The sequence below is a fragment of the Comamonas sp. MYb21 genome (assembly GCF_037479395.1).
GTDB lineage: Bacteria > Pseudomonadota > Gammaproteobacteria > Burkholderiales > Burkholderiaceae_C > Comamonas.
On record NZ_JBBGZC010000001.1, the window covers coordinates 514890 to 535858 of the forward strand.

Here is a 20969-nt window from a genome sequence, read left to right on the forward strand (position 1 = left end):
GATGACGTCACAGCACTGTCATCGATGCGATAAGTTTGTGCGGTATAAGCCTGCAGCGAAGGCCTGCGCCAAGGCCGCTGGCGGGGGCTAACAGAGTCGTTGGTGCAGCACCCATTCGCCGCCAAACCCCACCGATCTCCTCGCTGTTCAATCCAGCCGGTACCGGTGCTGCAAAGACTGGTCCAGACCAAACTCAACCAAGAGCTGCTGCAGGCGCTCGGCCGCCGCGCGCTTTTTCTGGCCGGTGTATTTGGCCAGAATCAGCTCGTTTTTCATGCTGTGTTCCCAACCCACCAGCTCGGTCACAGTGACCTGGTAGCCCTGGCTTTCCAGGTAGAGGCAGCGCAGCACATTGGTGATCTGGCTGCCCATCTCGCGGGTGTGGATGGGGTGGCGCCAGAGTTCGGCCAGGGGCGTGCGCGACAGGCTCATGGCCTTGTTCTGGCGCAGGCAGGCCGCCACTTCGGCCTGGCAGCAGGGCACCAGCACCATGGCGCGGGCCCGCTTTTCCAGGCCAAAGGCGATGGCGTCATCGGTGGCGGTATCGCAGGCATGCAGCGCAGTGACCACATCAAAGCGCTCGGGCACGGCATCAGTACGGGTGGAATCAGCGACCGACATGTTGAGGAACGACATGCGCGCAAAACCCAGATCGGCCGCCAGCTGCTGCGAGGCCTCAACCAATGGCGCCCGGGTTTCGATGCCGTAGATATGGCCACGGCCCAGGTTCTTGAAGAACAGGTCGTAGAGGATAAAACCCAGGTAGGATTTGCCCGCGCCATGGTCGGCCAGGCTGACCGGATGGTCTTGTGCCGACAGCTCGGTGAGCAAAGGCTCGATGAACTGGTAGAGGTGGTAGACCTGCTTGAGCTTGCGTCGCGAATCCTGGTTCAGCTTGCCATCGCGCGTGAGGATGTGCAGCGCCTTGAGCAACTCAATCGACTGGCCGGGCTTGAGCTCCAGCTGCTGGGCGACATCGGGGGCGGCGGGCTTGGTGGCGCTACGGCCTGCGGCGCGCGGTGCTTTCATCGTTTTCATTCCTTGGCCTTGTCGCTGGCAGCGCCCTGGTGCGGGAAGGGGCAGCGCGGGCCCACGCCCAAGTCGAGCCAGCCTTCCAGGCCCAGCGCATCGAGCGTGTCCATGTTCTTTTCGTAAATCGCATCCGCCTCGGGAAAGGCTTCGACGGCCTTGTCGATGCTCTCTTCGCGCAGCAGGTGCAGGATCGGGTACGGCGAACGATTTGTGCAGTTGGTCACGTCGTCGACCGTGGTGCCCTCGAACTGGAACAGCGGGTGGAATGAGGCCACCTGCAGGATGCCGCCCAGATCCAGCTCCTCGATCATTTCGTCGGCGATCTCCAGGAAATCGTTGAAATCCAGAAAATCATGCAGGGCCAGCGGCAGGATCAGCAAGGTGGTATCGCGCTTGTCCGGATTGGCTTCGGCCAGCGCTTCGAGCTCGCGGTGCAGATCATGCGCCACCGCTTCGGCGTCCTGCGCATCGCTCACCACATAGTGGATCTGGTCCTTGACATGTACGCCCTTGGCAAAGGGGCAGAGGTTCAGGCCGATGACGGCTTTTTCCAGCCAGTTCACGGTGTCGGCGATCACCACTTGGTGCAAGGCCTCATCCGCAGGCGCGGGCGCAGCATGGGTATCGGTCATCGTGGGGCTTTCTGGTGGAGTTATGGGTGGCCAGCGGGGGCTGTCTGCGGGCCATCACCCTGCAACGGGGGTGGGCGCTAGGCGCTAGGGCGGCGCAGGGCCGCAGGCAGGCAGAGGCTGACGCTGGGCCTGCCATTGTAGCGAGGGGCGCTTTGCCACTTGCGGCGCTAAGCCATGTCCAGCGTGCAGGCGTAACCCCTCAGGGGACCAGCACGCGCTGGCCGGTCAGGCGCTCATGCTCGCGCAGTGCATAGCGGTCGGTCATGCCGGCGATGAAATCGGCCACCACACGGGCGCAAGCAATCGGGTCCAGACCGGCTGCACGGGCGGCAAAGCGCGGCTTCATCTGCGCGGGGTCAGCCAGGTAGATGTCAAACAGCTTGCGCACGACGACCTTGGCCTGCCCGGTGGTCTGCACCACCTGCGGATGGCGGTACAGGTTCTTGAACAAAAAGCGCTTGAGCTCGGCCGACTCGGCCGCCATCGTACTGCTGAAACCGACCAGAGCGGGCAGCTGGCGCACAGCATCCACATCGGCGGGCTGCGCAGCCTGCAGGCCGGCGCTGGTGTGGCGGATCACATCGTAGATCTGCTCACTGAGCATGCGGCGCGTGGCCTCATACAGCCATTTGCGCTGCCAGCGCGGCTCCTGCAGTTGCGGGTACTCGGCCAGCGCCTCCTGGGCATAGCGGGCAAACAGCGGCACGCCCATCAGCTGCTCCAGGCTGATCAGGCCCGAGCGCACGCCATCGTCCGCATCATGGGCGTTGTAGGCAATCTCGTCGGCCAGATTGGCCAGCTGGGCCTCTAGCCCCGGTTGGTGGCCGAGCAAAAAACGCTGCCCCACACCGCCGGGCTCGCGCTGCTCCAGCTGGCGCGCGTGCTTGGCCGAGCAGTGCTTCAAAATCCCTTCGCGGGTCTCAAAGCAGAGGTTCAGACCGCTGTAGTCCGGGTAGCGCTCTTCGAGCGTATCGACCACGCGCAGGCTTTGCATATTGTGCTCAAAGCCGCCAAAGTCCTGCATGCAGGCATTGAGCGCATCCTGGCCCGCATGGCCAAAAGGGGTGTGGCCCAGGTCATGGGCCAGGCAGATCGCTTCGGTCAGGTCTTCATTGATGCGCAGCGCCCGCGCCACGGAGCGGCCCAGCTGCGCCACCTCGATCGAGTGCGTGAGGCGGGTGCGAAACAGGTCGCCCTCGTGGTTCAGAAACACCTGGGTCTTGTAGACCAGTCGGCGAAAGGCGGTGGAGTGGACAATCCGGTCGCGGTCGCGCTGAAAAGCGCTGCGCGTGGGCGCGGCCTCTTGCGCATGCAGACGGCCCTGGCTGCGGTGGGAGAAGCAAGCATAAGGTGCCAGGCCCATCTCGGTCCAGATCTGCTGGGGCTCGGCTGGCTGCATCAGCAGCGAGGGACGGTCCATCCGATCAGGCCTGTACTGCGCCGGCGCAGCACAGGTCGATGACTTCGCGCACCAGCGCATCGGGCGCCTCGCGCACCACCGCCTTACCCGGGCCATCGATCAGCACAAAGCGGATCGCGCCGGCCTGGGATTTCTTGTCGTGGCGCATCAGTTCCAGATAGCGGCCCGCGTTGTCATCGGCATCCAACATGGCGCCGCGCACCGGCAAACCGGCCCGGGCCACCAAGGCGCGCAGACGCTGCACAAAGGCAGCATCGACCAAGCCCAGACGCTGGGACAGCTCGGCAGCCATCACCATGCCGGCACCCACACCTTCGCCATGCAGCCAGACGCCATAGCCCATGCCGGCCTCGATCGCATGGCCAAAGGTGTGGCCAAAGTTCAGGATGGCGCGCAGGTCCGCCTCGCGCTCGTCCTTGGAGACCACATCGGCCTTGATCTCGCAGCTGCGGCGCACCGCATGGGCCAATGCGCGCTTGTCGCCGGCGATCAGCGCAGGCATCTCGGCCTCCAGCCAATCCATAAAGGCCATATCGGCAATCGGGCCGTACTTGATGACTTCGGCCAGGCCAGCGCTCAACTCACGGGCGGGCAAGGTGTCAAAGGTGTCCAGGTCGCAGACCACCAGCTGGGGCTGGTAGAAGGCGCCGATCATGTTCTTGCCCAGCGGGTGGTTGATGCCGGTCTTGCCTCCGACCGACGAATCCACCTGCGACAGCAAGGTGGTGGGCACCTGCACAAAAGGCACACCACGCATGAAGCTGGCAGCGGCAAAGCCGGTCATATCGCCCACAACACCACCCCCCAAAGCAAACAGCACCGTCTTGCGATCGGCGCCGTTGTGCATCAGTGCATCAAAGATGCCTTGCAGGGTTGTCCAGTTCTTGTGCGCTTCGCCATCGGGCAGCACTACCAGTTCGACCTTGGGGTAGTGGGGTGCCAGCGCGGCCTGCAGCTGGCGGGCATAGAGCGGCGCCACCGTGTCATTGCTGACGATGAGCGCCTGCGAGGCCTTGGGGCAGTGCGCAAAGGTGTCCGCCTGGGCGAGCAAGCCAGCAGCAATCAGAATGGGGTAGGAGCGGTCGCCCAGATCAATATGAACAGTGTCGGTCACAGGTGTTTGCGTCGGGAAGTTATACGGTTTCGCCCGCCCATTATCGGGGAGTTGCCAGATTCGCGCCCAGCTGCGGCACCAAGCCAGCGAGCTCGGCCTGCATGCTGACCTTGCGCATGACCTGGCCGGTGCCGCAACGCAAGGTGTCGATGGTGTAGTGCGCCGTCTCTTCGTACAGGGCCGCGCGCACGGCCAGCAGGTCCTTGAGGCGCTTGAGCGTGTCATCGCCCTGCAGCAAGGGCCGCCCGGTATCGTTGCGCAGGCGCCGGGCAATGTCCTCGGGGCTGGAATGCAGGTAGAACACCGTTGTGTGGGCATGAAGCACCGCACGGTTCTCGGGCCGCAGCACTGCACCGCCCCCGGTGGACAGAATGCAGGCCCGCTCCCGTGTCGCCAATGCGGCAATCACCTGGGCCTCGACATCGCGAAAAGCCTGCTCGCCCTGGGCCGAGAAGTACTCCTTGATCGTGCAACCCAGCTGCGCCTCGATCACATGGTCGGAATCGACAAAATCCACACCCCAAAGGCGTGCCAGCTGCCGGCCGATGGTGGATTTACCACTGCCGGGCAGCCCAATCAAACACACAGAAGGTGCCATCGCGCTAGATCCTGAAAACGGACTGCACATGATAGGGCAATGGCGGGCATAAAAAAACCTCCGGGGTTGCCGGAGGTTTTTAGAGGCAGACCCGCGGAGGGATCTAAAGGCAAGCAATTACGGCGTAGTAACTGGTGGCGTAACAGGCGTGCACGTATTGCCAGTGTCAGTCACACGGAACGTGACTTCACGGGTCACCGAGTTGGCTGCATTCTTTGCCGTCACAAACATGCGATATGTTGCTACGTCCGCACAGGTGAGAGGAGCACCCGACGCGATGCGTCCCGTAGAGCCTTGACCCACCACTTGCAGCCAGCTAGGTGCACCCTCCAAAGCCCAGGTCACATTGTCACCTGTGGCGGAAAATGTGTAGGTGTAGGAGGTTCCCACTTCCACCGAGGAGATTGGGCAGGGCGAAGTCGAAGAACCGGTGCAGCCATTGATGGTGAAGGCCACGGGATTGTCAGGCAAGTTGCCAACCACAGTCAGCACCAAGGTTTGGCGCGCAGTCGCACCGTTGGCGTCACGCACATTCAGCACGACGGTGTACTGGCCTGGACCCTTGACATTGGGTGTACCCGAAATCAAACCATTCGAGCTTAGACTCAGACCTGTCGGCAAGGTCGAACTGGTGGACCACAGGAAAGGAGCAACACCGCCTTCTGCAATCAAGGCATGGACGTAAGGTTCAGCATTCTGCACGGTCTGAGCCAGCTCGGATGCAGGAATGGTAAGCGCGCTGGAAGCCAGCCCATGCACCACTGGAATCACAGTGTATTGGGTGATTGGTTCTTGAATGCCGTTAGTAAGGTCATTGTCTGCACGATCTACCGTAAAGCGCAGCAACAGAGCACCAGACGCCGGACCGCTTGCAACCGAGAACTGGCCGATGCCATTGACTGTGCTGATCTGCATGGAACCACTATACGTCTGGCCCCCTGCGAACAACTTGGCGCCGTCGGATGCGGCGTTCGGCACAATGCTGACCTGCAGATTGGCATTGCCCATGCTGGTGATGGGCTGGTTATTGTCGTTTCTAACCGTAGCCTGCACCACCACGCTATTAGGGATGTCATTCAGGTTGTCACGAGATCCCAAGTACTCGGTCTGATTCGTGAACGTGACCGTTGCAGGGGTAGCGGTGCTACCGCCTCCGACCTTCACGGTAGCGCGATCGGTGTAGACCTTATTGTCGCGCGGGTCAGTAACGCTGCACTGCACGGTGACATCGCCAGCGATTTCGTGCGAGATGATATGGAATGAGGCGCCGCCTGCATTAGAGCCTAAAGTGATATTCCGATAAGCACCGGGCACTTTAACGGTCTCTGTTTCGATGACGACATCCACCGTGTGGTCATCCTTGCCGTCCAAGTAGTAAAGCGAACCAGAATCCAGCCCTGACGTGATATTACAGGCAAAGGCTCCGTCCTCCTGGTTTGGAATCGGATTGCCACCTGCGTTGGCCTGAATGTACAGAGTGGACATGTAAGGGTAGTAATCACCCCTACCATAACCTGGCAGGGACGATGTCAGGTTCACAGGAACTGCTGCCTTAGCAGCCGTCAGCTTGATGCTGTACTGCAGTTGCGCTTCACCACCGCTGCCACCGCCGCCGCCGCAGGCGGCCAACAACAGCGGCGCCACCAGCACCAAGGGCTTCAATAAATTTCTCATAACTCTCCCTGTCTATCTTAATTAACGCATTTCACCGCGGTCTGAAATCATCTTCGGAGTGATGAACACCAGCATCTCGCGCTTTTCCGATTCTCGAAGATTGTTCTTGAACAGATTGCCCACCACAGGCAAATCACCTAGCAGTGGGATCTTGTTGGTGGACTGTGTCTCCGTGAGCTCAAAAATACCACCAATCACCACGGTCCCACCATTTTCCACCAAGACTTGGGTCTTGATGTGCTTGGTATCGATAGCAGGGCCGGCGGAAGTGTTCGCTCCTTGAGAATCCTTGGAGACATCTAGATCCAAGATGATGCTGCCTTCAGGCGTGATCTGAGGCACCACTTCGAGCTTCAACACCGCTTTTTTGAATTCTACGGTGGTCGCACCATTTTGCGCAGAGTTCTGGTAGGGAATTTCGGTACCTTGTTCAATCAGCGCCTTGGTCTGGTCGGCCGTGATCAAGCGCGGGCTGGAGACAATCTTGCCCTTGCCATCCGCCTCCATCGCCGATAACTCCAACGACAAAAAGCGATTGGCTGCGGAGTTAAAAATAGACAGCGCAAATGTTCCAGTACCGGTAACCCCAGAAATCGTCGATGCGGGTAAATTGACAAAATTCCCTGTTGAGGTATTGGTTCCCCCCATTCCCGTAGTCCCCACCGCATTCTCATAGCTGGTACCAAAGCCCACACGGTTACCCCCCCCAATGCTATAGCCGCCATCACCACCATTGGCAGCACGCATATCGCCACCACCCAGACGCACACCCAGCGCACGGCCAAAGGTGTCGCGCGCCTCCACAATCCGCGCCTCGATCAGCACCTGGCGCACGGGAATGTCCAGGGTCACGAGCAGGCGTCTGAACTCTTCCAACTTGGCAGGGATATCCGTAACGAACAGCTGGTTGGTGCGGGGCTCGGCAATGGCCGAGCCACGGGCCGTCAAGAACCGACTTCGGGTGCCACCAGCACCTCCGCCACCGCCTGAATTGCCGGTGATTTGTTTAAGCAACTCAGTCGCCTTGGCATAGTTGAGCTGGAACGACTGGGTTTGCAAAGGAACCTTTTCCTCGAGCTTGGCGACCGCATCAAAGTCCTTCTGGATGCGCTCATCGATTTCATCCTTGGGCGCAATCCAAAGAACCGTGCCGGACTTGCGCATGCCCAGGCCCTTGGCATCCAGGATGATCTGCAAGGCTTGGTCCCAGGGAACGTCCTTGAGACGCAGCGTCAGCGCGCCATTGACGGTGTCCGAGGTGACGATATTGAAGTTGGTGAAATCTGCAATCACCTGCAGCAGCGAGCGCACCTCAATGTTCTGGAAGCTCAGCGACAGCTTTTCACCGGTGAAGGTGCCCGATGAACCCAGCTTGTTCGGGTCGCTCTTGCGCTGGCGCACTTCGACCACAAACTGGTTGTCGCTTTGGTAGGCACTGTGTTCCCACTCACCCGCATTTTTTAACTGCACAAAAACGGTGCTGCCAGACTGGCGTGCCGAGATCATGCCCACTGGCGTGCCAAAGTCTGCCACATCGAGCCTGCGGCGCAGCGCCTCGGGCAGCAGAGTATGCTGCAGCTCCAAGGTCAGGCCATCGCCTTGCTTGGAGATATTCACGCCCACCTTGTTGTTCGGCAAGGAGATCACCAGACGGCCTGCGCCATCGGTACCACGGCGAAAATCCAGATCCGACAGCGGCTGCGAATAGTTATTGCCATCTTCGGCAAACTGCGTGTTTTGCGCATTGACGCTGGCGACCGCCTTGGCAGCAGGTTCCAGCGCCACCAGCAAGTCGTTGCCGCTCACTTCAGTCTTGTAGCTGGTGCTTTCCTTCAAGTTCAGCACCACACGGGCCTTGGTATCCGTCTCCACGACATTCAAGGAACGCAGATTGCCTTGGTTGAGCTCCACCCGGTTGCTGGGCATTGCGCTTTTGAACCCTGGCAGATCCAGCACCACGCGTGCAGGCGATTGGATGCTGAAGGTCTCTGGCAGGACCAGCGGCGCACCATCGGTCTCAATCTTGACCATCTCCACGCCATCGCGCACCAGAGTCGAGACTTTGTTGATACGCCCCTGTGCCAGCGCCCAGGATGGCAGCAGCATGGCCATCAAAGGGATAAGTACACTGAATTTCTTCATTTTTTGGCCTCCTGCAGCTCAAGCACTGCATCTCTCTCTATCCATTCACCTACACCGTCTTGCACAATCTCCCGCAGGGTGATTGCGCTGTCGCTGATGCTTTTTATCTTTCCGTAGTTCTGGCCCATGTACATGCCCTTGCTGACCTGGTAGATCAGGCTATCGGCCTTGACCAGCGCGACGTCCTGCGCGCCCTTTTTCAAGAAACCCACCATGGAAATGGTGTCGAGCGGAAACGACTCAAGCTGCTCTTTGCGCCGCGCACGCTCGGGCGCCACCAGGGCATCCGAGATGGTTGCTGGTGCGTTTGGACTGCCACCCAACAGGGCTGCGAGCCGCTCCTTGCTGAAAGGGTCGAGCGTCGCACTGGCCAGATAGCCTTGGGGCACGAACTCCTTGGGAGCGCTGATGGGCTTGACCGAAGGCCGGGTGCTCGCCTGCTCCTGCTGCATCCATTGCTGCAGGTCATCGCCTTCGTCACTGCAGCCTGCCAGCAGCGATACCGCCAGCGCAGCCCCTATCCATTTAGACAAAGTATGCATATCCCACCCTACTTCTTCCCTTTTTGTTTGGACTTCGCAGCTTGCTGCTCTTGGAGTTCCTGCGGATCCAAATAGCGGAAGGTTCTGGCCGTGGCATTCAACGCCAAGGTAGCGCTGTCCTTGCTGGCCGGCGCCAAAGCGATATTGTTCAAGGTCACGATACGGGAGAGGTTGGCAACATCGGCCGCAAAAAAGCCGATGTCGTGGTACTTGCCATTGACCTTCAGCGTAATCGGCAATTCCGCGTAGTAGTCCCTCACCACCGTCTGGCCAGGCTTGAACAGGTCAAATTGCAGGCTGCGGCCAATACCCGCCTGGTTGATGTCCGACAGCAGCGCTGCCATCTCCGCTTTGCTGGGCAGTTGCTTTTCCAACTGGGTCACATACTGCAAGACCTGCTCACGCTGTTTGCGCAGCGCATCCAGGTTGACGGCTTTGCGCAGACGGGTCTTGTAGTCCTCCTTGAGTTTGAGCTCCTGGGACTGCGAGGCGGTCAACTCTTCCTCAAAACTGCTCAGATAGGCATACCAGCCCAAACCAATCACCACGGCCGCAATAACCACCAACAAAACCGCACGCGGCGCAGCCGGCCAGACGGAAGGATCCTTGGGATCCAGATTTTGAAACTGGCGCTGAAAGCCTTGCAGCGCCTCTCCCACTTGAATATTTTTTTTCGTTGCCATGGTCGCCCTTATTTTTTCAGCGCCTGCGCGTTATGGGCCTGTTCCACGTCGCTGGAGCGTACCAAGCCAAAACGCAGGTTGAAGCCAGCGACCCGCTTTTTCTCGCGCGCATTGACCTGTGTGGTCGTACCGACTACCTCGACCAATTCAGGCTTGGAGAGCCAGGGCGTCTTGGTCGCCAGGCTGTTGAGCAACTCGGACACCCGCTCATTCGACTGCGCGATGCCCTGGATCTGCACGGTCTGATCTTGTTGCTTGAGGCTTTCGATATAGACGCCATCGGGCAGCTGCAGCACCAGCTCATTGAGCAAATGCACGGGCAGATTGCGGTCGGACTGCAGGTCTTCTACGGCCTTTTGCCGCGCCTTCAGCGCCGCAATTTCTGCATCGATCTTGGCCACATCGGCGATCTTGACATCCAGCGCCTTGATCTCGCGCGTCAGCAGCGCATTGCGCTGGCCCTGCAGATCAATCTTGTACTGGTAGAACATGTACACGGCACCGCAGACCAGCGCTCCCACCAGGGCAGCGGCCACCATCGATGCCTGGAAGCTTTCTTTGCGCTTTTTGCGCGCAGCTTCGCGGTGGGGGAGCAGATTGATCAAGATCATGCTGCATACCTCCGCAGTGCCAGGCCGCAGGCGGTGAGATAGGTGGTGAAGTCCTTGCTCTTGGCCCTGGACCGTACGGCGGCATCCATCACCATGTCTTCAAACGGGTTGGCAGCGGACGCGGCAAAGCCGGTCGCATCGATCGCCGCATCCGTAAGGCCGCTCAGCACCGCAGAGCCGCCCGCGAGCAGGATGTGGTCAATGCGGTTGTGCGGCGTACTGGTAAAGAAGAACTGCAAAGCGCGATTGATCTCCTGCCCGATGCTCTCGACGAAAGGCTTGAGGACCACCTGCTTGTAGTCGGCAGGCAGATCGCCACCGCGTTTTTTCTGCTCGGCCTCTTCTTGCGAAAAACCGTATTGCCGCATGATCATCTGTGTGAGCTGGCCGCCGTTGAAGGACTGGTCACGCTCATAGATCACCTGGTTGTTGTGGATGATCTGCAGAAAAGACGCGTTGCCACCGATTTCAAAGATGGCGATAAAGGCATCCTTGCCCTTGCTGGGCATATTGCCGATCAAGCGCCGCGCCGCCAGCGCGGTAGCGTTGGACTCGATCTCCAGCACCACTGGCTTGAGGCCTGCGGCTTCCGCCAGGCCCTGCCGGTCTTGCACGGTTTCCTTGCGGGCAGCGGCAATCAACACGTCAACATCCCCCACCGAGTTGGCGGAGGGACCGATGACATAGAAATCCAGATTCACCTCATCGAGGGAAAATGGTATGTATTGGTTAGCTTCTGATTCAACTTGAAACTCCATCTCGAGCTCGGAGAGCCCCGATGGCAGCACGATTTTCTTCTGGATGACGGCAGAAAGCGGCAACGCCAGTGCCGCTTGCTTGGTGCGCGTGCCGCTTTTTTTGACCAGGCGCCGCAAGGAATCGGCCACCTCGTCAAAACGCTCGATGCCTGACTCGGTGACCCAGCCAGGCTCCAGCAGCTCTTGTGCACAGCGCTCAACAATGTATTGACCGCTGCCGCTCCTCCCCAGTTCAACCAACTTGATGCTCGACGCGCTCACGTCTATCCCCAAGAGGCTAGGCGGCTGGCGTCGGAACAAAGATCCCATTGAGACCAAGATGGGCTCCTCCCTAATTTGCTCTATATTGAGCTACAAAACTTAACACCCCCTATGAATGCTATCAGCAAGATAGTCGCGCAGCAAAGAACCACCTGCTCCCAGGTCCAATTCGTTGTCAAAACAATACGATACAAGGGATACATTGGACGCAGCATGACATTTGTCACAAGCTAATTCAAAACCGGCGCGTACCCCAGCCAAAGCAGCCGCGTGATAGCATCCCCTGCTTATGCAAGCTCCCCTCGACGGTCTGACCCCATGAATCCAGACGCTCCGATTTCGCGCAGAACGCCTGAAAAACCTCCCGCCAAATCTCCCAAGCAAGCCAAGCCATCGAGCTTCGCCACCAAGGCCATGAAGTTCTTTGGCTGGCTGCTGGCCTTGCTGGTGGCAGGCGCCATCGCCGGGGCGGCGGTGGTCGCCGTGGGCCTGGCCATGGCCTACCCCAACCTGCCCGATGTCTCCGAGCTGGCCGACTACCGGCCCAAGCTGCCGATGCGCGTCTACTCCTCAGAAGGCGCTCTGCTGGGCGAGTTTGGTGAAGAACGCCGCAATTTGACGCCGATCAGCGAGATCCCCAAGGTGATGGTCGATGCCGTGCTGGCCATCGAAGACACGCGCTTTTTTGAGCACAGCGGTGTGGACTACAAGGGCATGGCGCGCGCGCTGCTTGCCAACCTGGGGCGCGAAAAGGCCCAGGGCGCCTCCACCATCACGATGCAGGTGGCCCGCAATGTCTATCTATCGTCTGAAAAAACCTATACCCGCAAGATATATGAGATCCTGCTGACCTTGAAGCTCGAGCACACCTTGAGCAAGAACCAGATTCTGGAAATCTATATGAACCAGATCTACCTGGGCAACCGTGCCTATGGCTTCTCGGCCGCGTCCGAAACCTATTTCGGCAAGCCGCTCAAGGATGTCACGGTGGCAGAAGCAGCCATGCTCGCCGGCCTGCCCAAGGCCCCTTCGGCCTACAACCCGATCAGCAATCCCAAGCGCGCCCGCATCCGTCAGCTCTACATCATTGACCGGATGGAAGAGAACCACTTCATCACACCCGCCCAGGCCAGCCAAGCACGTGAGGAGTCACTCAAGATCCGGTCCAGCTATGCGGACAACCGCGTGCATGCAGAGTACGTGGCCGAGATGGCGCGCCAGCTAATCTTTGCCCAGTACGGCAGCGAGGCCTACACACGCGGCCTCAACGTCTACACCACCTTGATCGCCAGCGACCAGGAAAAGGCCTATGAGGCGCTGCGCAAGGGCATCATGGACTACGAAAAGCGCCAGCACTACCGTGGCCCGGAGAAGTTCATCAGTCTGCCGGCCGCCGGCCAGGAGCGGGACGAAGCCATTGACGAGGTACTGGCCCAGCACCCGGACAACGGCAATATCCTGTCTGCCGTCGTGCTCGAGGCTGCGCCGCGCAAGGTCGTGGTGATCCGCGCCGATGGCGATCCGATCGAGATCACCGGGGACGGCCTCAAGCCCGTGCAATCGGGCCTGAGCGACAAGGCGCCGCCCAACACCAAGCTGCGCCCCGGCGCCGTGGTGCGCATCATGGAAACCGCCAAGAAGACCTTTGAGCTGACCCAGCTGCCCGAAGTGGAAGGCGCCTTTGTCTCGCTCGACCCGCGCAGCGGCGCCATCAAGGCGCTGGTCGGTGGTTTCGATTTCGACAAGAACAAGTTCAACCATGTGACCCAGGCCTGGCGCCAGCCGGGCTCCAGCTTCAAGCCCTTTATCTATTCGGCGGCACTGGAAAAAGGCTTCTCACCCACCACGGTGATCAATGATGCGCCGCTGAGCTTCCCCGGATCGGCCGGCCAACAGCCCTGGGAGCCCAAGAACTCCGACGGCCGCTTCGATGGCCCCATGACCATGCGCCAGGCACTGGCACGCTCCAAGAACCTGGTGACCATCCGTGTGATGCAATCGGTGGGCCCCAAGAAGGCGCAGGAATGGGTGACCAAGTTCGGCTTTGATGCTGACAAGCAGCCACCCTACCTGCCGATGGCCTTGGGCGCGGGCTCCGTCACCCCGATGCAGATGGTGGCGGCCTATTCGGTGTTTGCGAATGGCGGGCACCGGGTCAATCCCTACCTGATTGCCAAGATCACCGACCACCGTGGCAATGTGCTGTCTGAATTTGCACCACCGGCCACTGAGGACCTGCCGCGCGCCATCGATGCCCGCAACGCCTTTGTGATGGACTCGCTGCTGCAGGATGTCGCCCGCTACGGCACTGCCGCCAAGGCCCAGGCCCAACTCAAGCGCCCGGACATCTATGGCAAGACCGGCACCACCAATGATTCGGTGGACGCCTGGTTTGCCGGCTTCCAGCCCACCAACGCGGCCGTCGTCTGGATGGGCTATGACAACCCTCGCAGCCTGGGTGCGCGCGAATATGGGGGGGGTCTGAGCCTGCCCATCTGGATCAACTACATGCAGCACGCGCTCAAGGACGTGCCGGTAGACAAGATGACGCCGCCCAGCGGCCTGGTCAATGTGGGTGGGGACTGGCTCTACGAAGAATATGCGCGCAGTGCCCCCAACCTGGGCCTGGATTCCCCCGCGTCAACTGCTGGCACCATGGTGCCGCCGCCGAACTCGGAAGAGCGCAACAAGATTCTGGACCTGTTCCGCAACTGACACAGCGCCAGCGTCCAGACAAAAGGCCAGCCCGCATTGCGCGGACTGGCCTTTTTACTCGGGGGCGTCGCGTCAGGCCTTGAAGACCAGGGGCAGACCCGACTGCACACCGGCATCCCGCGTCAGATCGGCAAAGAAATCATGGCCGGTCTTGGTATCGCGCCACACGCTGCCATCGAACTTGTAGTGGTAGCCACCGGACTTGGCCGCCAGCCATACCTCGTGCAGCGGCGGCTGCAGGTTGATGATGATCTGGCTGCGGTTGGAAAAAATCAGGGTCAGCAGGCCGCCCACACGCTGGGCGTCGATATCGGCATCGGTGTCATCGTTGATGCGGTCGCAGGTCTGCTCAACCGCCAGCAAGAGTTTTTCTGCCGCATCCAGGTATTCGAGTTCGTTCATTACAATGCTTCAATGTGGAGTATTTACCAAATTGTATGCAGGACCATTGTCCTTGCCACCGGTGCGGCACTATTGGCCGCTTGCGGCCAACGTGGGCCGCTGTACCTGCCCACCGAGCCGGCAGCAGCCAACCGGGCCACTTTGCCGCAAACGCTGGACCCCAGTGCCCCGGACCGGCCTGAGCCCCAGCTGCAGCCCTCCACCGTGATGCAGCCCGCTGCCAAGCCCTGATCCAGCGCCGGCCGTTGCCCTCTTCGGCCCACCCAGCCTGCCTCCTTGATCCACCTCAAGGTCCAACCCACTACACCCCGTTACAGTCACGCCCGTTGCAATAGATAACTGGGCGGAATAGATGGCGTTGGAACCTGTGGAACTGTACCGTGACGAGCAGCATGCTTGTCTGATGTTCACCGATCTGGTGGAAGAGGATGCGCAGGCCGTGCAGGCCAACCAGTTCCTGATTGTCGACCATGGCACCGGCGCCATCATCGACCCGGGCGGCAACCTCGCCTTCAATGAGCTCTACATGGGCATGGTGCGCTATTTCTCGCCGCACAAGCTGTCCTACCTGATCGCCTCGCATGCCGACCCGGACATCATCGCCTCACTGGACCGTTGGCTGACCTCTACCCGCGCATCCCTGGTGATCTCCCGCGTCTGGGAGCGCTTTGTGCCGCATTTCACCAAGGTCGGCAAGACCGAAAACCGTGTCATTCCCGTGCAGGACCCCGGTGGCATTCTGCCGCTGGGCCAGAGCCAGCTGCACATCCTGCCCGCGCATTTTCTGCATGCCGAAGGCAACTTCCACTTCTACGACCCGATCAGCCGCATCCTGTTCACCGGGGACCTGGGCGTCTCGATGACCGATGGCTATATCGCGCGCACCCCCGTGACCGACCTGGCCCCGCACATTCCGCGCATGGAAGGCTTTCACCGCCGCTACATGGTGTCCAACAAGGTGCTGCGCCTGTGGGTGGCCATGGCGCGCCAGCTGGATATCTCATTGATCGTGCCCCAGCACGGCGCGCCCATCATGGGCCCGGCCATTGCGCAGTTCTTTGACTGGCTCGACCACCTGATGTGCGGGGTCGATCTGATGGACAACCAGAACTACACCTTGCCCCAACAGGCGATCTCGCCGCAGCCGCAACGCCCGCAGTAAGCCTGGCGCGTACCGCTTACAGCGTGCCGTAGCTGTGCAAGCCCGACAGAAACATGTTCACGCCGAGGAACGCGAAGGTGGTCACCACCAGGCCCACCAGCGCCCACCAGGCCGAGACAGCACCGCGCAGGCCCTTGACCAGGCGCATGTGCAGCCAGGCGGCATAGTTGAGCCAGACGATCAGCGCCCAGGTCTCCTTGGGGTCCCAGCTCCAGTAGCCGCCCCAGGCCTCGGCCGCCCAGAGCGCGCCCAGCACGGTGGCAATGGTGAAAAACGCAAAGCCCACGGCGATGGCCTTGTACATCAGGTCATCCATGATCTGCAGGCGCGGCGTGCCCCGGTTGATCCAGCTGCGCAGCAGGATCATCAGCCCGAAGAACAGCTCCAGCGGCAAGGCCATGCGCAAGGTCTTGTCGAGCGAGGGGTAGAGGCTCTCATCGCCCCAGATGCGGAAAGCCACCAGCGGCAGCACCAGCACCAGCATGGGCACGAGCACCAGGCCGATCCACAGCGCGCGCTGCGTGGCGGCCTTGAGCAGGTAGGCCAGTGCCACCATGGCCGCCAACGCAAAGGTGCCATAGCCGACAAAATTGGCTGGCACATGCAGCTTCATCCACCAGCTTTGCAGCGCAGGCACCAGCGGTTGGATCTCATGGGCCTGGCGCGCGACGGTGTACCACAGCAAAAAGCCCACCGAGGCGCTGACCACCAGCATCACAAAGCCGCCCAGCGCCCGGGTCTGGTAATGCGCTTCAAAGTAGAGGTAGAAAAGCGCCGTCATCCAGGCGAACAGCACAAACACTTCATAGAGATTGCTGACGGGGATGTGGCCGATGTCCGGCCCCATCAGGTAGCTCTCATACCAGCGCGCCATCGTGCCGACCAGCGCCATCACAATGGCCAGCCAGGTCAGGCGGCTGCCGACGGCCGTCAGCGCCGATCCCTCGCCCTTGGAGAGCAGGCCGATCCAGTAAAACACCGTGCTCATGAAGAACAGCACGCTCATCCACAGGATGGCCGACTGGCTGGACAGAAAGTACTTGAGGCCAAACACCGTTTCCGAGCGGGCGATCTGCCCAGCGCCATCGACCCGGTACAGGCCAATGGCCAGCAGCGACAGCGCAGCCACCACCAGCATCAACAGCTGCAAGGGCCGCCAGAACCAGCCCAGCCAGATGAAAAACGGCACCGATGCAATCAGGATGCCTTTTTCATAGCCATCCATATGGTGGCCATACAGAAACAGCGCAAAACCGCCACCAAGGGCCAAGGCCAACGCAAACAGCCAGTCCCAGACCGATCGGCTGCTGAAATAGCCGGGGTTGAGTTGCACCGTTTGGACCACGGTGCCCGCCTGGGTGGGCGGCAGGTTGGTGGAAGCAGTATTCATCGTTGTTCTCCGCTGGGGCTCGTGCCCAGAAGCTTTTGACTCAGGCCCTCAAAATCGCGGTCCACATCCAGGGTTCGGCGGTTGGTAGACAAGGCCATGCGCGCATCGGCACTGCCATCGGCGCGCGGCGCCAGCCAGACCCAGAGGCGCCGGTCGCGCACATAGAGCATCGCAAACACCCCCAGAATCAGGAACAGGCAACCCAGGTAGACGACGAGCTTGCCCGGCGCCTTGGCCACCTGGAAGACGCTGGCCTGCACCTGGTCAAACTGGGTCAGCTCAAACACCAGGGGCTCCGGGTACAGCAGCGCATCGCTGAGCGACAACACCGACTGGGTCATGAAGCGCTGTGTCTGCTCATTGGGCTCCAGCGGTGCCAGGCCCTCGTCGACCCGCGCCACCTGCATCAGCTCAAACAGCACGCCGTTCAGGATGCGCACCAGCACTTCGCCCGCCTTGGCGCGTTCGCCTTCGGGCACATTTTGCTCCATGAAGGCTGATATCGCCTGCAAGCCGGTGACGCTGCTCGCGCCCGCCTGGCCATCGCCAGCAAAAATCACCAGCGCCTTGAGTGCCGAGGCATAGAGCTGCTCGCGCAGTGCCGGGCGGCTCGCCTCCACAGCGCCTGCCACATACTGCTGCACGGCCCGCTCGCGCATTGCTGGCGTCTGCAGCGCCGCCTTCAAACGCAGGAAGCCCCGGTAGCTCGACTGGTCATCGGCCGGAATGCGCAGGTAGCGGAACTGGTCGGCCAGGGTCTCGCGCACGCCCCAGAGGTAGACCGGCTGGCCATCGCCCATGTCGACGGGCAGCATATAGTTGTTGAACTCGCGCGCCTGGCCCGAGGCATCGCGCAGCTTGTAGCTGACGCTGGGGCCCACATTGCGCAGATCGCGCGGCGTGGTCACCTTGTTGCCGGCGCCCAGGTGGTTGTCCAGACTGGATCTCAAATCCACCTTGCGCACATCGGTGCCGCCCTGTGCCCCATCACCCGGGTTGGCGCCCATGTTCTCCACATTGATGGTGCGCAGGCCGGTGAACTCCATCTCCAGCGGTGGCTGGCCCTCGCCCATCGTGATCTGCGTGGAGGCACCCACTTCGCCCTTCACCTCAAAGCTCTTTATGCCCGGCACCAGCGGCACGGCGCGCAGCTGCAGGCGCGATCCGCCGTCTTCAAAGCTCGATTGGTAGATCTCGATGCCCTGGTAGCTGGCGGGATGGTTCACCTCGATGCGTTTTTCCACCGCAGCGCCGGTTTTCTTGTCATGCAGCACCACCTCGCTGGCAAACAGCCGGGGCATGCCGGTGGAGTAGTACTCGACGATGAATTTCTTCAGTTCCACCGAAAACGGCAAATCCTGCAGCAGGATGCCGTCCGACTGGTTGAGGATGGCCGTGCCCGACTGCGCGCCTTCGGCCACAATCAGGTTGCCACGGAAGGTCGGGTTGCTGGCGGACAACCGGTGCTGCTCGGGCACATCGGCAATCATGCCGCCGCCGCTGAACGTGGTCTTGCCGCCCAGCAGCATTTGCGCGCGCACAATCAAATCGCCATCGAGCAGGCCACCCAGGCAGATCAGCACGATGGCGCTGTGCGCTGCCAGGTAGCCCATCTTGTGGGCGGCACCGGCCTTGGCCGCCACCATCCAGCCATCGCTGCGCTCTTGCAGGCGCACCTTCCAGCCGCTGCCGGCCAGCTGCGATCCCACCCGCTGCGCCGCCTGCGCCGGGGTCTCTGCCAAATGGGCGCTGGCCTGGTGGTGGAAGGCCTGCAGGCTTTGCACGCGCAGGTTTTCTTTGTACTGGCGCAAATCGGCCAGGTATTTGGGCGCATGCTTGGCAATGCACAGGCTGGTGCTGGTCACCAAAAACGCCAGGATCAGCAGAAACCACCAGGCGCTGTAGACCGCATTGAGCTTGAGCGACAGAAACAGCTGCGCCCAGAAGGGGCCAAACTGGTTGACGTAGTTGACGGCCGGCTCATGCTGGCGCAGTACCGTGCCGATGACCGAGGCAATGCAGATGATGGACAGCAGCGCAATGGCAAAGCGCATCGACGACAGCATCTCATAGATGGCACGGGTGCCCAACTGAGGCTGCAGTTGCGTTGGCGGGGGAGAGGATTCAGACATGGGTACGACGCTATCGGTGAAAAGCAGGAGCAGGACCGCTGCTGCGCTGCCAGTCCGCACCCCATGGAGTCGCCACCAGAGTACAAGTTCGCAGAACGCCAAGTTTAGTCTGCAACCCTAGGGATAGCCCGGGGGCCCGGAAAATGCCCAGCAACGCGCTCAATGTCTTGGCGCGGGGGCTTTCCCCCTGGCGGCACAGGCCCAACGCACAAGGCGCCGGCCTAGCGCAAGCCCGCAATATAGTCCGACACCGCCTTGATTTCCTTGTCGTTCATCTTGGCGGTGACGCCGGTCATCTGCAGGCTGTTGCCGCGCTTGCCATCGCGGAAATCATGCAAGGTCTTGCTGACGTAGTCCGCGTTCTGGCCAGAAAGCCGGGGGTACTGGGCAGGAATGCCAGCACCATTGGGGCTGTGGCAGCCCGCGCAGGCGGCAATCTGGCGGTCGGGCAGGCCGCCGCGGTAGATGCGCTCGCCCAAAGCAACAGCGTCCTTGTCCTTGGCAAAACCGAGCTTGCCAGGTTTGCTGGCCAGCCAGGCCGAGATATTGAGCATGTCCGCATCCGACAGGCCGGCAACCATGCCCTGCATCACCGGGTCCTTGCGCTTGCCGGATTTGAACTCCTGCAGCTGCTTGAGCAGGTACTCAGGATGCTGCTGCGAGAGTTTGGGGTTGATGGCGATGGAGGCATTGCCGTCGGCATTGTGGCAAGCGACGCAGACGGCGGTGTAGCTGGCCTCCCCCTTGGCCAGGTCCGGCTTGGGCGACCGGTTGGGCGTCTCGGACGCCGAATACACAGAAACGGAAGAAAAAGCCAGTACAGCCGTTGTCAGCAAAGGGGCGATCAACTTCATATCGTGGGTCTTTGTCTGGTTTATGGGTATAAGGCCAAAGCGGCCAGATTCTACAATGATGCCTTAGATAGACTCGAACGCACATGACGACAACACCTAGTACCCCCCAAGCCGTTGCAGACACGCCAAGCCCAGGAATCGATGGCAAGGCGGCTTTGGGCTGGATGCACACCGCCCGCTTCTTCACCACCGCTGCGCAACTGCACCAATTGCCTGTCGTCGATGTGCCAGAGTTCGCCTTTGTGGGCCGCTCCAATGCGGGCAAGTCCACATCGATCAACACCCTGACCCAACAGAACCAGCTGGCCTTTGCCTCGAAAAAGCCCGGCCGTACCCAGCACATCAACCTGTTTTCGCTGGGCAAGAAGGGCGTGACCGACGCCGTGCTGGCCGACCTGCCCGGTTACGGCTATGCCGCTGTCTCGCGCGAGGACAAGAAGCGCTGGCAGCAGGTGATGGTGAACTACCTCGTCAGCCGCCCCAGCCTGACGGGCATTGTGCTGCTCTGCGACCCGCGCCTGGGCCTGACCGAGCTGGACGAAGCGCTGCTCGACATCATCCGCCCCCGCGTGGAGCAAGGCCTCAAGTTCTTGATTTTGCTCACCAAGGCCGACAAGCTGACCCGCGTCGAGCAGGCCAAGATCTTGTCTATCACCAAGCTCAATGCCGGCGGTGGTGAGGTGATGCTGTTCAGCGCATTAAAGAAGCAGAATGTGGACAAGGTCGCTCAGCTGCTGTGGCAGTGGTCGCACCCCGAAAGCCTGGTCAGCCCTGAGGCCGCGCCAGCAGCGCCAGAAGCCCCTGCGGACGAGCAATAAACTGCACGAACGCCAAACAACAAAGGCCC

General features: G+C 60.8%; 19 protein-coding genes. 4 read left to right on the forward strand and 15 right to left on the reverse strand.

All coding sequences use genetic code 11. The annotated features are described in order from the left end of the window. Positions 1–147 precede the first annotated feature (147 nt). From WH367_RS02330 to WH367_RS02380, 11 genes are all read right to left on the reverse strand, one after another. The gene (locus tag WH367_RS02330; protein ID WP_027010716.1) at positions 148–1029 is read right to left on the reverse strand and encodes a class I SAM-dependent methyltransferase; all 882 of its coding nucleotides are present in this window, start codon (positions 1027–1029) and stop codon (positions 148–150) included. 5 nt (positions 1030–1034) lie between these two features. Further along, the gene (locus WH367_RS02335; RefSeq protein WP_021026113.1) at positions 1035–1664 is read right to left on the reverse strand and encodes a DUF1415 domain-containing protein; all 630 of its coding nucleotides are present in this window, start codon (positions 1662–1664) and stop codon (positions 1035–1037) included. 199 nt (positions 1665–1863) lie between these two features. Next, entirely contained in the window at positions 1864–3063 is a 1200-nt protein-coding gene (locus WH367_RS02340; protein ID WP_445228058.1) for a deoxyguanosinetriphosphate triphosphohydrolase, read from the reverse strand. Between the two features lie 25 nt (positions 3064–3088). Continuing rightward, entirely contained in the window at positions 3089–4198 is a 1110-nt protein-coding gene (gene aroB, locus WH367_RS02345) for a 3-dehydroquinate synthase (protein WP_339534015.1), read from the reverse strand. 40 nt (positions 4199–4238) lie between these two features. Further along, entirely contained in the window at positions 4239–4796 is a 558-nt protein-coding gene (locus tag WH367_RS02350) for a shikimate kinase (protein WP_339519767.1), read from the reverse strand. A gap of 117 nt (positions 4797–4913) precedes the next feature. Then, on the reverse strand, positions 4914–6470 hold the full coding sequence (locus WH367_RS02355) for an Ig domain-containing protein (protein ID WP_021026117.1): 1557 nt from the start codon (positions 6468–6470) through the stop codon (positions 4914–4916). Between the two features lie 21 nt (positions 6471–6491). After that, on the reverse strand, positions 6492–8612 hold the full coding sequence (gene pilQ / locus WH367_RS02360) for a type IV pilus secretin PilQ (protein WP_339534016.1): 2121 nt from the start codon (positions 8610–8612) through the stop codon (positions 6492–6494). Continuing rightward, entirely contained in the window at positions 8609–9154 is a 546-nt protein-coding gene (locus tag WH367_RS02365; RefSeq protein ID WP_021026119.1) for a pilus assembly protein PilP, read from the reverse strand. Before WH367_RS02365 ends, pilQ begins: the two co-directional genes overlap by 4 nt. An 8-nt stretch (positions 9155–9162) precedes the next feature. After that, positions 9163–9837 carry a type 4a pilus biogenesis protein PilO gene (locus WH367_RS02370; RefSeq protein WP_339534019.1) on the reverse strand — a complete coding sequence of 225 codons (675 nt, stop codon included), beginning with the start codon at positions 9835–9837 and terminating at the stop codon, positions 9163–9165. A gap of 8 nt (positions 9838–9845) precedes the next feature. Continuing rightward, on the reverse strand, positions 9846–10448 hold the full coding sequence (locus WH367_RS02375; RefSeq protein WP_021026121.1) for a PilN domain-containing protein: 603 nt from the start codon (positions 10446–10448) through the stop codon (positions 9846–9848). Then, positions 10445–11524: a pilus assembly protein PilM gene (locus WH367_RS02380; protein WP_339534021.1), complete on the reverse strand. Its 1080-nt coding sequence runs from the start codon at positions 11522–11524 to the stop codon at positions 10445–10447. The genes WH367_RS02375 and WH367_RS02380 overlap by 4 nt, the downstream gene beginning before the upstream one ends. Before the next feature lie 357 nt (positions 11525–11881). Here WH367_RS02380 and WH367_RS02385 point away from each other — a divergent pair, with 357 nt between their 5' ends. After that, the gene (locus WH367_RS02385) at positions 11882–14182 is read left to right on the forward strand and encodes a penicillin-binding protein 1A (protein ID WP_021026123.1); all 2301 of its coding nucleotides are present in this window, start codon (positions 11882–11884) and stop codon (positions 14180–14182) included. A gap of 72 nt (positions 14183–14254) precedes the next feature. Here the strand turns inward: WH367_RS02385 and cyaY are convergent, their stop codons facing one another. After that, a complete protein-coding gene (cyaY, locus tag WH367_RS02390) occupies positions 14255–14584 on the reverse strand; it encodes an iron donor protein CyaY (RefSeq protein ID WP_021026124.1) in 330 nt (109 codons plus the stop codon). 12 nt (positions 14585–14596) lie between these two features. Here cyaY and lptM point away from each other — a divergent pair, with 12 nt between their 5' ends. After that, complete coding sequence (lptM, locus tag WH367_RS02395) at positions 14597–14815, forward strand: LPS translocon maturation chaperone LptM (protein WP_133856919.1); 219 nt, start codon at positions 14597–14599, stop codon at positions 14813–14815. A 121-nt stretch (positions 14816–14936) separates the two neighbouring features. Then, positions 14937–15746: an MBL fold metallo-hydrolase gene (locus WH367_RS02400; protein ID WP_239810723.1), complete on the forward strand. Its 810-nt coding sequence runs from the start codon at positions 14937–14939 to the stop codon at positions 15744–15746. 16 nt (positions 15747–15762) lie between these two features. On the opposite strand, the gene ccsB is transcribed toward WH367_RS02400, so the two are convergent. The 3 genes from ccsB to WH367_RS02415 all read right to left on the reverse strand — a co-directional run bounded on the left by ccsB (position 15763) and on the right by WH367_RS02415 (position 20122). Further along, positions 15763–17136 carry a c-type cytochrome biogenesis protein CcsB gene (gene ccsB, locus WH367_RS02405; RefSeq protein ID WP_339534022.1) on the reverse strand — a complete coding sequence of 458 codons (1374 nt, stop codon included), beginning with the start codon at positions 17134–17136 and terminating at the stop codon, positions 15763–15765. Next, a complete protein-coding gene (locus WH367_RS02410; RefSeq protein WP_445228052.1) occupies positions 17133–19268 on the reverse strand; it encodes a cytochrome c biogenesis protein ResB in 2136 nt (711 codons plus the stop codon). Before WH367_RS02410 ends, ccsB begins: the two co-directional genes overlap by 4 nt. A 221-nt stretch (positions 19269–19489) precedes the next feature. Continuing rightward, the gene (locus WH367_RS02415; protein ID WP_116926463.1) at positions 19490–20122 is read right to left on the reverse strand and encodes a c-type cytochrome; all 633 of its coding nucleotides are present in this window, start codon (positions 20120–20122) and stop codon (positions 19490–19492) included. 83 nt (positions 20123–20205) lie between these two features. Between WH367_RS02415 and yihA the strand changes: the two genes are divergently transcribed. Then, positions 20206–20940 carry a ribosome biogenesis GTP-binding protein YihA/YsxC gene (gene yihA, locus WH367_RS02420; protein ID WP_027010720.1) on the forward strand — a complete coding sequence of 245 codons (735 nt, stop codon included), beginning with the start codon at positions 20206–20208 and terminating at the stop codon, positions 20938–20940. Positions 20941–20969: the final 29 nt, after the last annotated feature.

Coding starts and splice junctions, on each gene's coding strand:
- WH367_RS02365 (WP_021026119.1), bottom strand. CDS start 9,154: ATGCATACTTTGTCTAAATGGATAGGGGCTGCGCTGGCGGTATCGCTG.
- WH367_RS02330 (WP_027010716.1), bottom strand. CDS start 1,029: ATGAAAGCACCGCGCGCCGCAGGCCGTAGCGCCACCAAGCCCGCCGCC.
- lptM (WP_133856919.1), top strand. CDS start 14,597: ATGTGGAGTATTTACCAAATTGTATGCAGGACCATTGTCCTTGCCACC.
- WH367_RS02335 (WP_021026113.1), bottom strand. CDS start 1,664: ATGACCGATACCCATGCTGCGCCCGCGCCTGCGGATGAGGCCTTGCAC.
- WH367_RS02340 (WP_445228058.1), bottom strand. CDS start 3,063: ATGCAGCCAGCCGAGCCCCAGCAGATCTGGACCGAGATGGGCCTGGCA.
- WH367_RS02350 (WP_339519767.1), bottom strand. CDS start 4,796: ATGGCACCTTCTGTGTGTTTGATTGGGCTGCCCGGCAGTGGTAAATCC.
- cyaY (WP_021026124.1), bottom strand. CDS start 14,584: ATGAACGAACTCGAATACCTGGATGCGGCAGAAAAACTCTTGCTGGCG.
- WH367_RS02410 (WP_445228052.1), bottom strand. CDS start 19,268: ATGTCTGAATCCTCTCCCCCGCCAACGCAACTGCAGCCTCAGTTGGGC.
- WH367_RS02385 (WP_021026123.1), top strand. CDS start 11,882: ATGAAGTTCTTTGGCTGGCTGCTGGCCTTGCTGGTGGCAGGCGCCATC.
- WH367_RS02415 (WP_116926463.1), bottom strand. CDS start 20,122: ATGAAGTTGATCGCCCCTTTGCTGACAACGGCTGTACTGGCTTTTTCT.
- ccsB (WP_339534022.1), bottom strand. CDS start 17,136: ATGAATACTGCTTCCACCAACCTGCCGCCCACCCAGGCGGGCACCGTG.
- WH367_RS02370 (WP_339534019.1), bottom strand. CDS start 9,837: ATGGCAACGAAAAAAAATATTCAAGTGGGAGAGGCGCTGCAAGGCTTT.
- WH367_RS02400 (WP_239810723.1), top strand. CDS start 14,937: ATGGCGTTGGAACCTGTGGAACTGTACCGTGACGAGCAGCATGCTTGT.
- yihA (WP_027010720.1), top strand. CDS start 20,206: ATGACGACAACACCTAGTACCCCCCAAGCCGTTGCAGACACGCCAAGC.
- WH367_RS02375 (WP_021026121.1), bottom strand. CDS start 10,448: ATGATCTTGATCAATCTGCTCCCCCACCGCGAAGCTGCGCGCAAAAAG.
- pilQ (WP_339534016.1), bottom strand. CDS start 8,612: ATGAAGAAATTCAGTGTACTTATCCCTTTGATGGCCATGCTGCTGCCA.
- WH367_RS02355 (WP_021026117.1), bottom strand. CDS start 6,470: ATGAGAAATTTATTGAAGCCCTTGGTGCTGGTGGCGCCGCTGTTGTTG.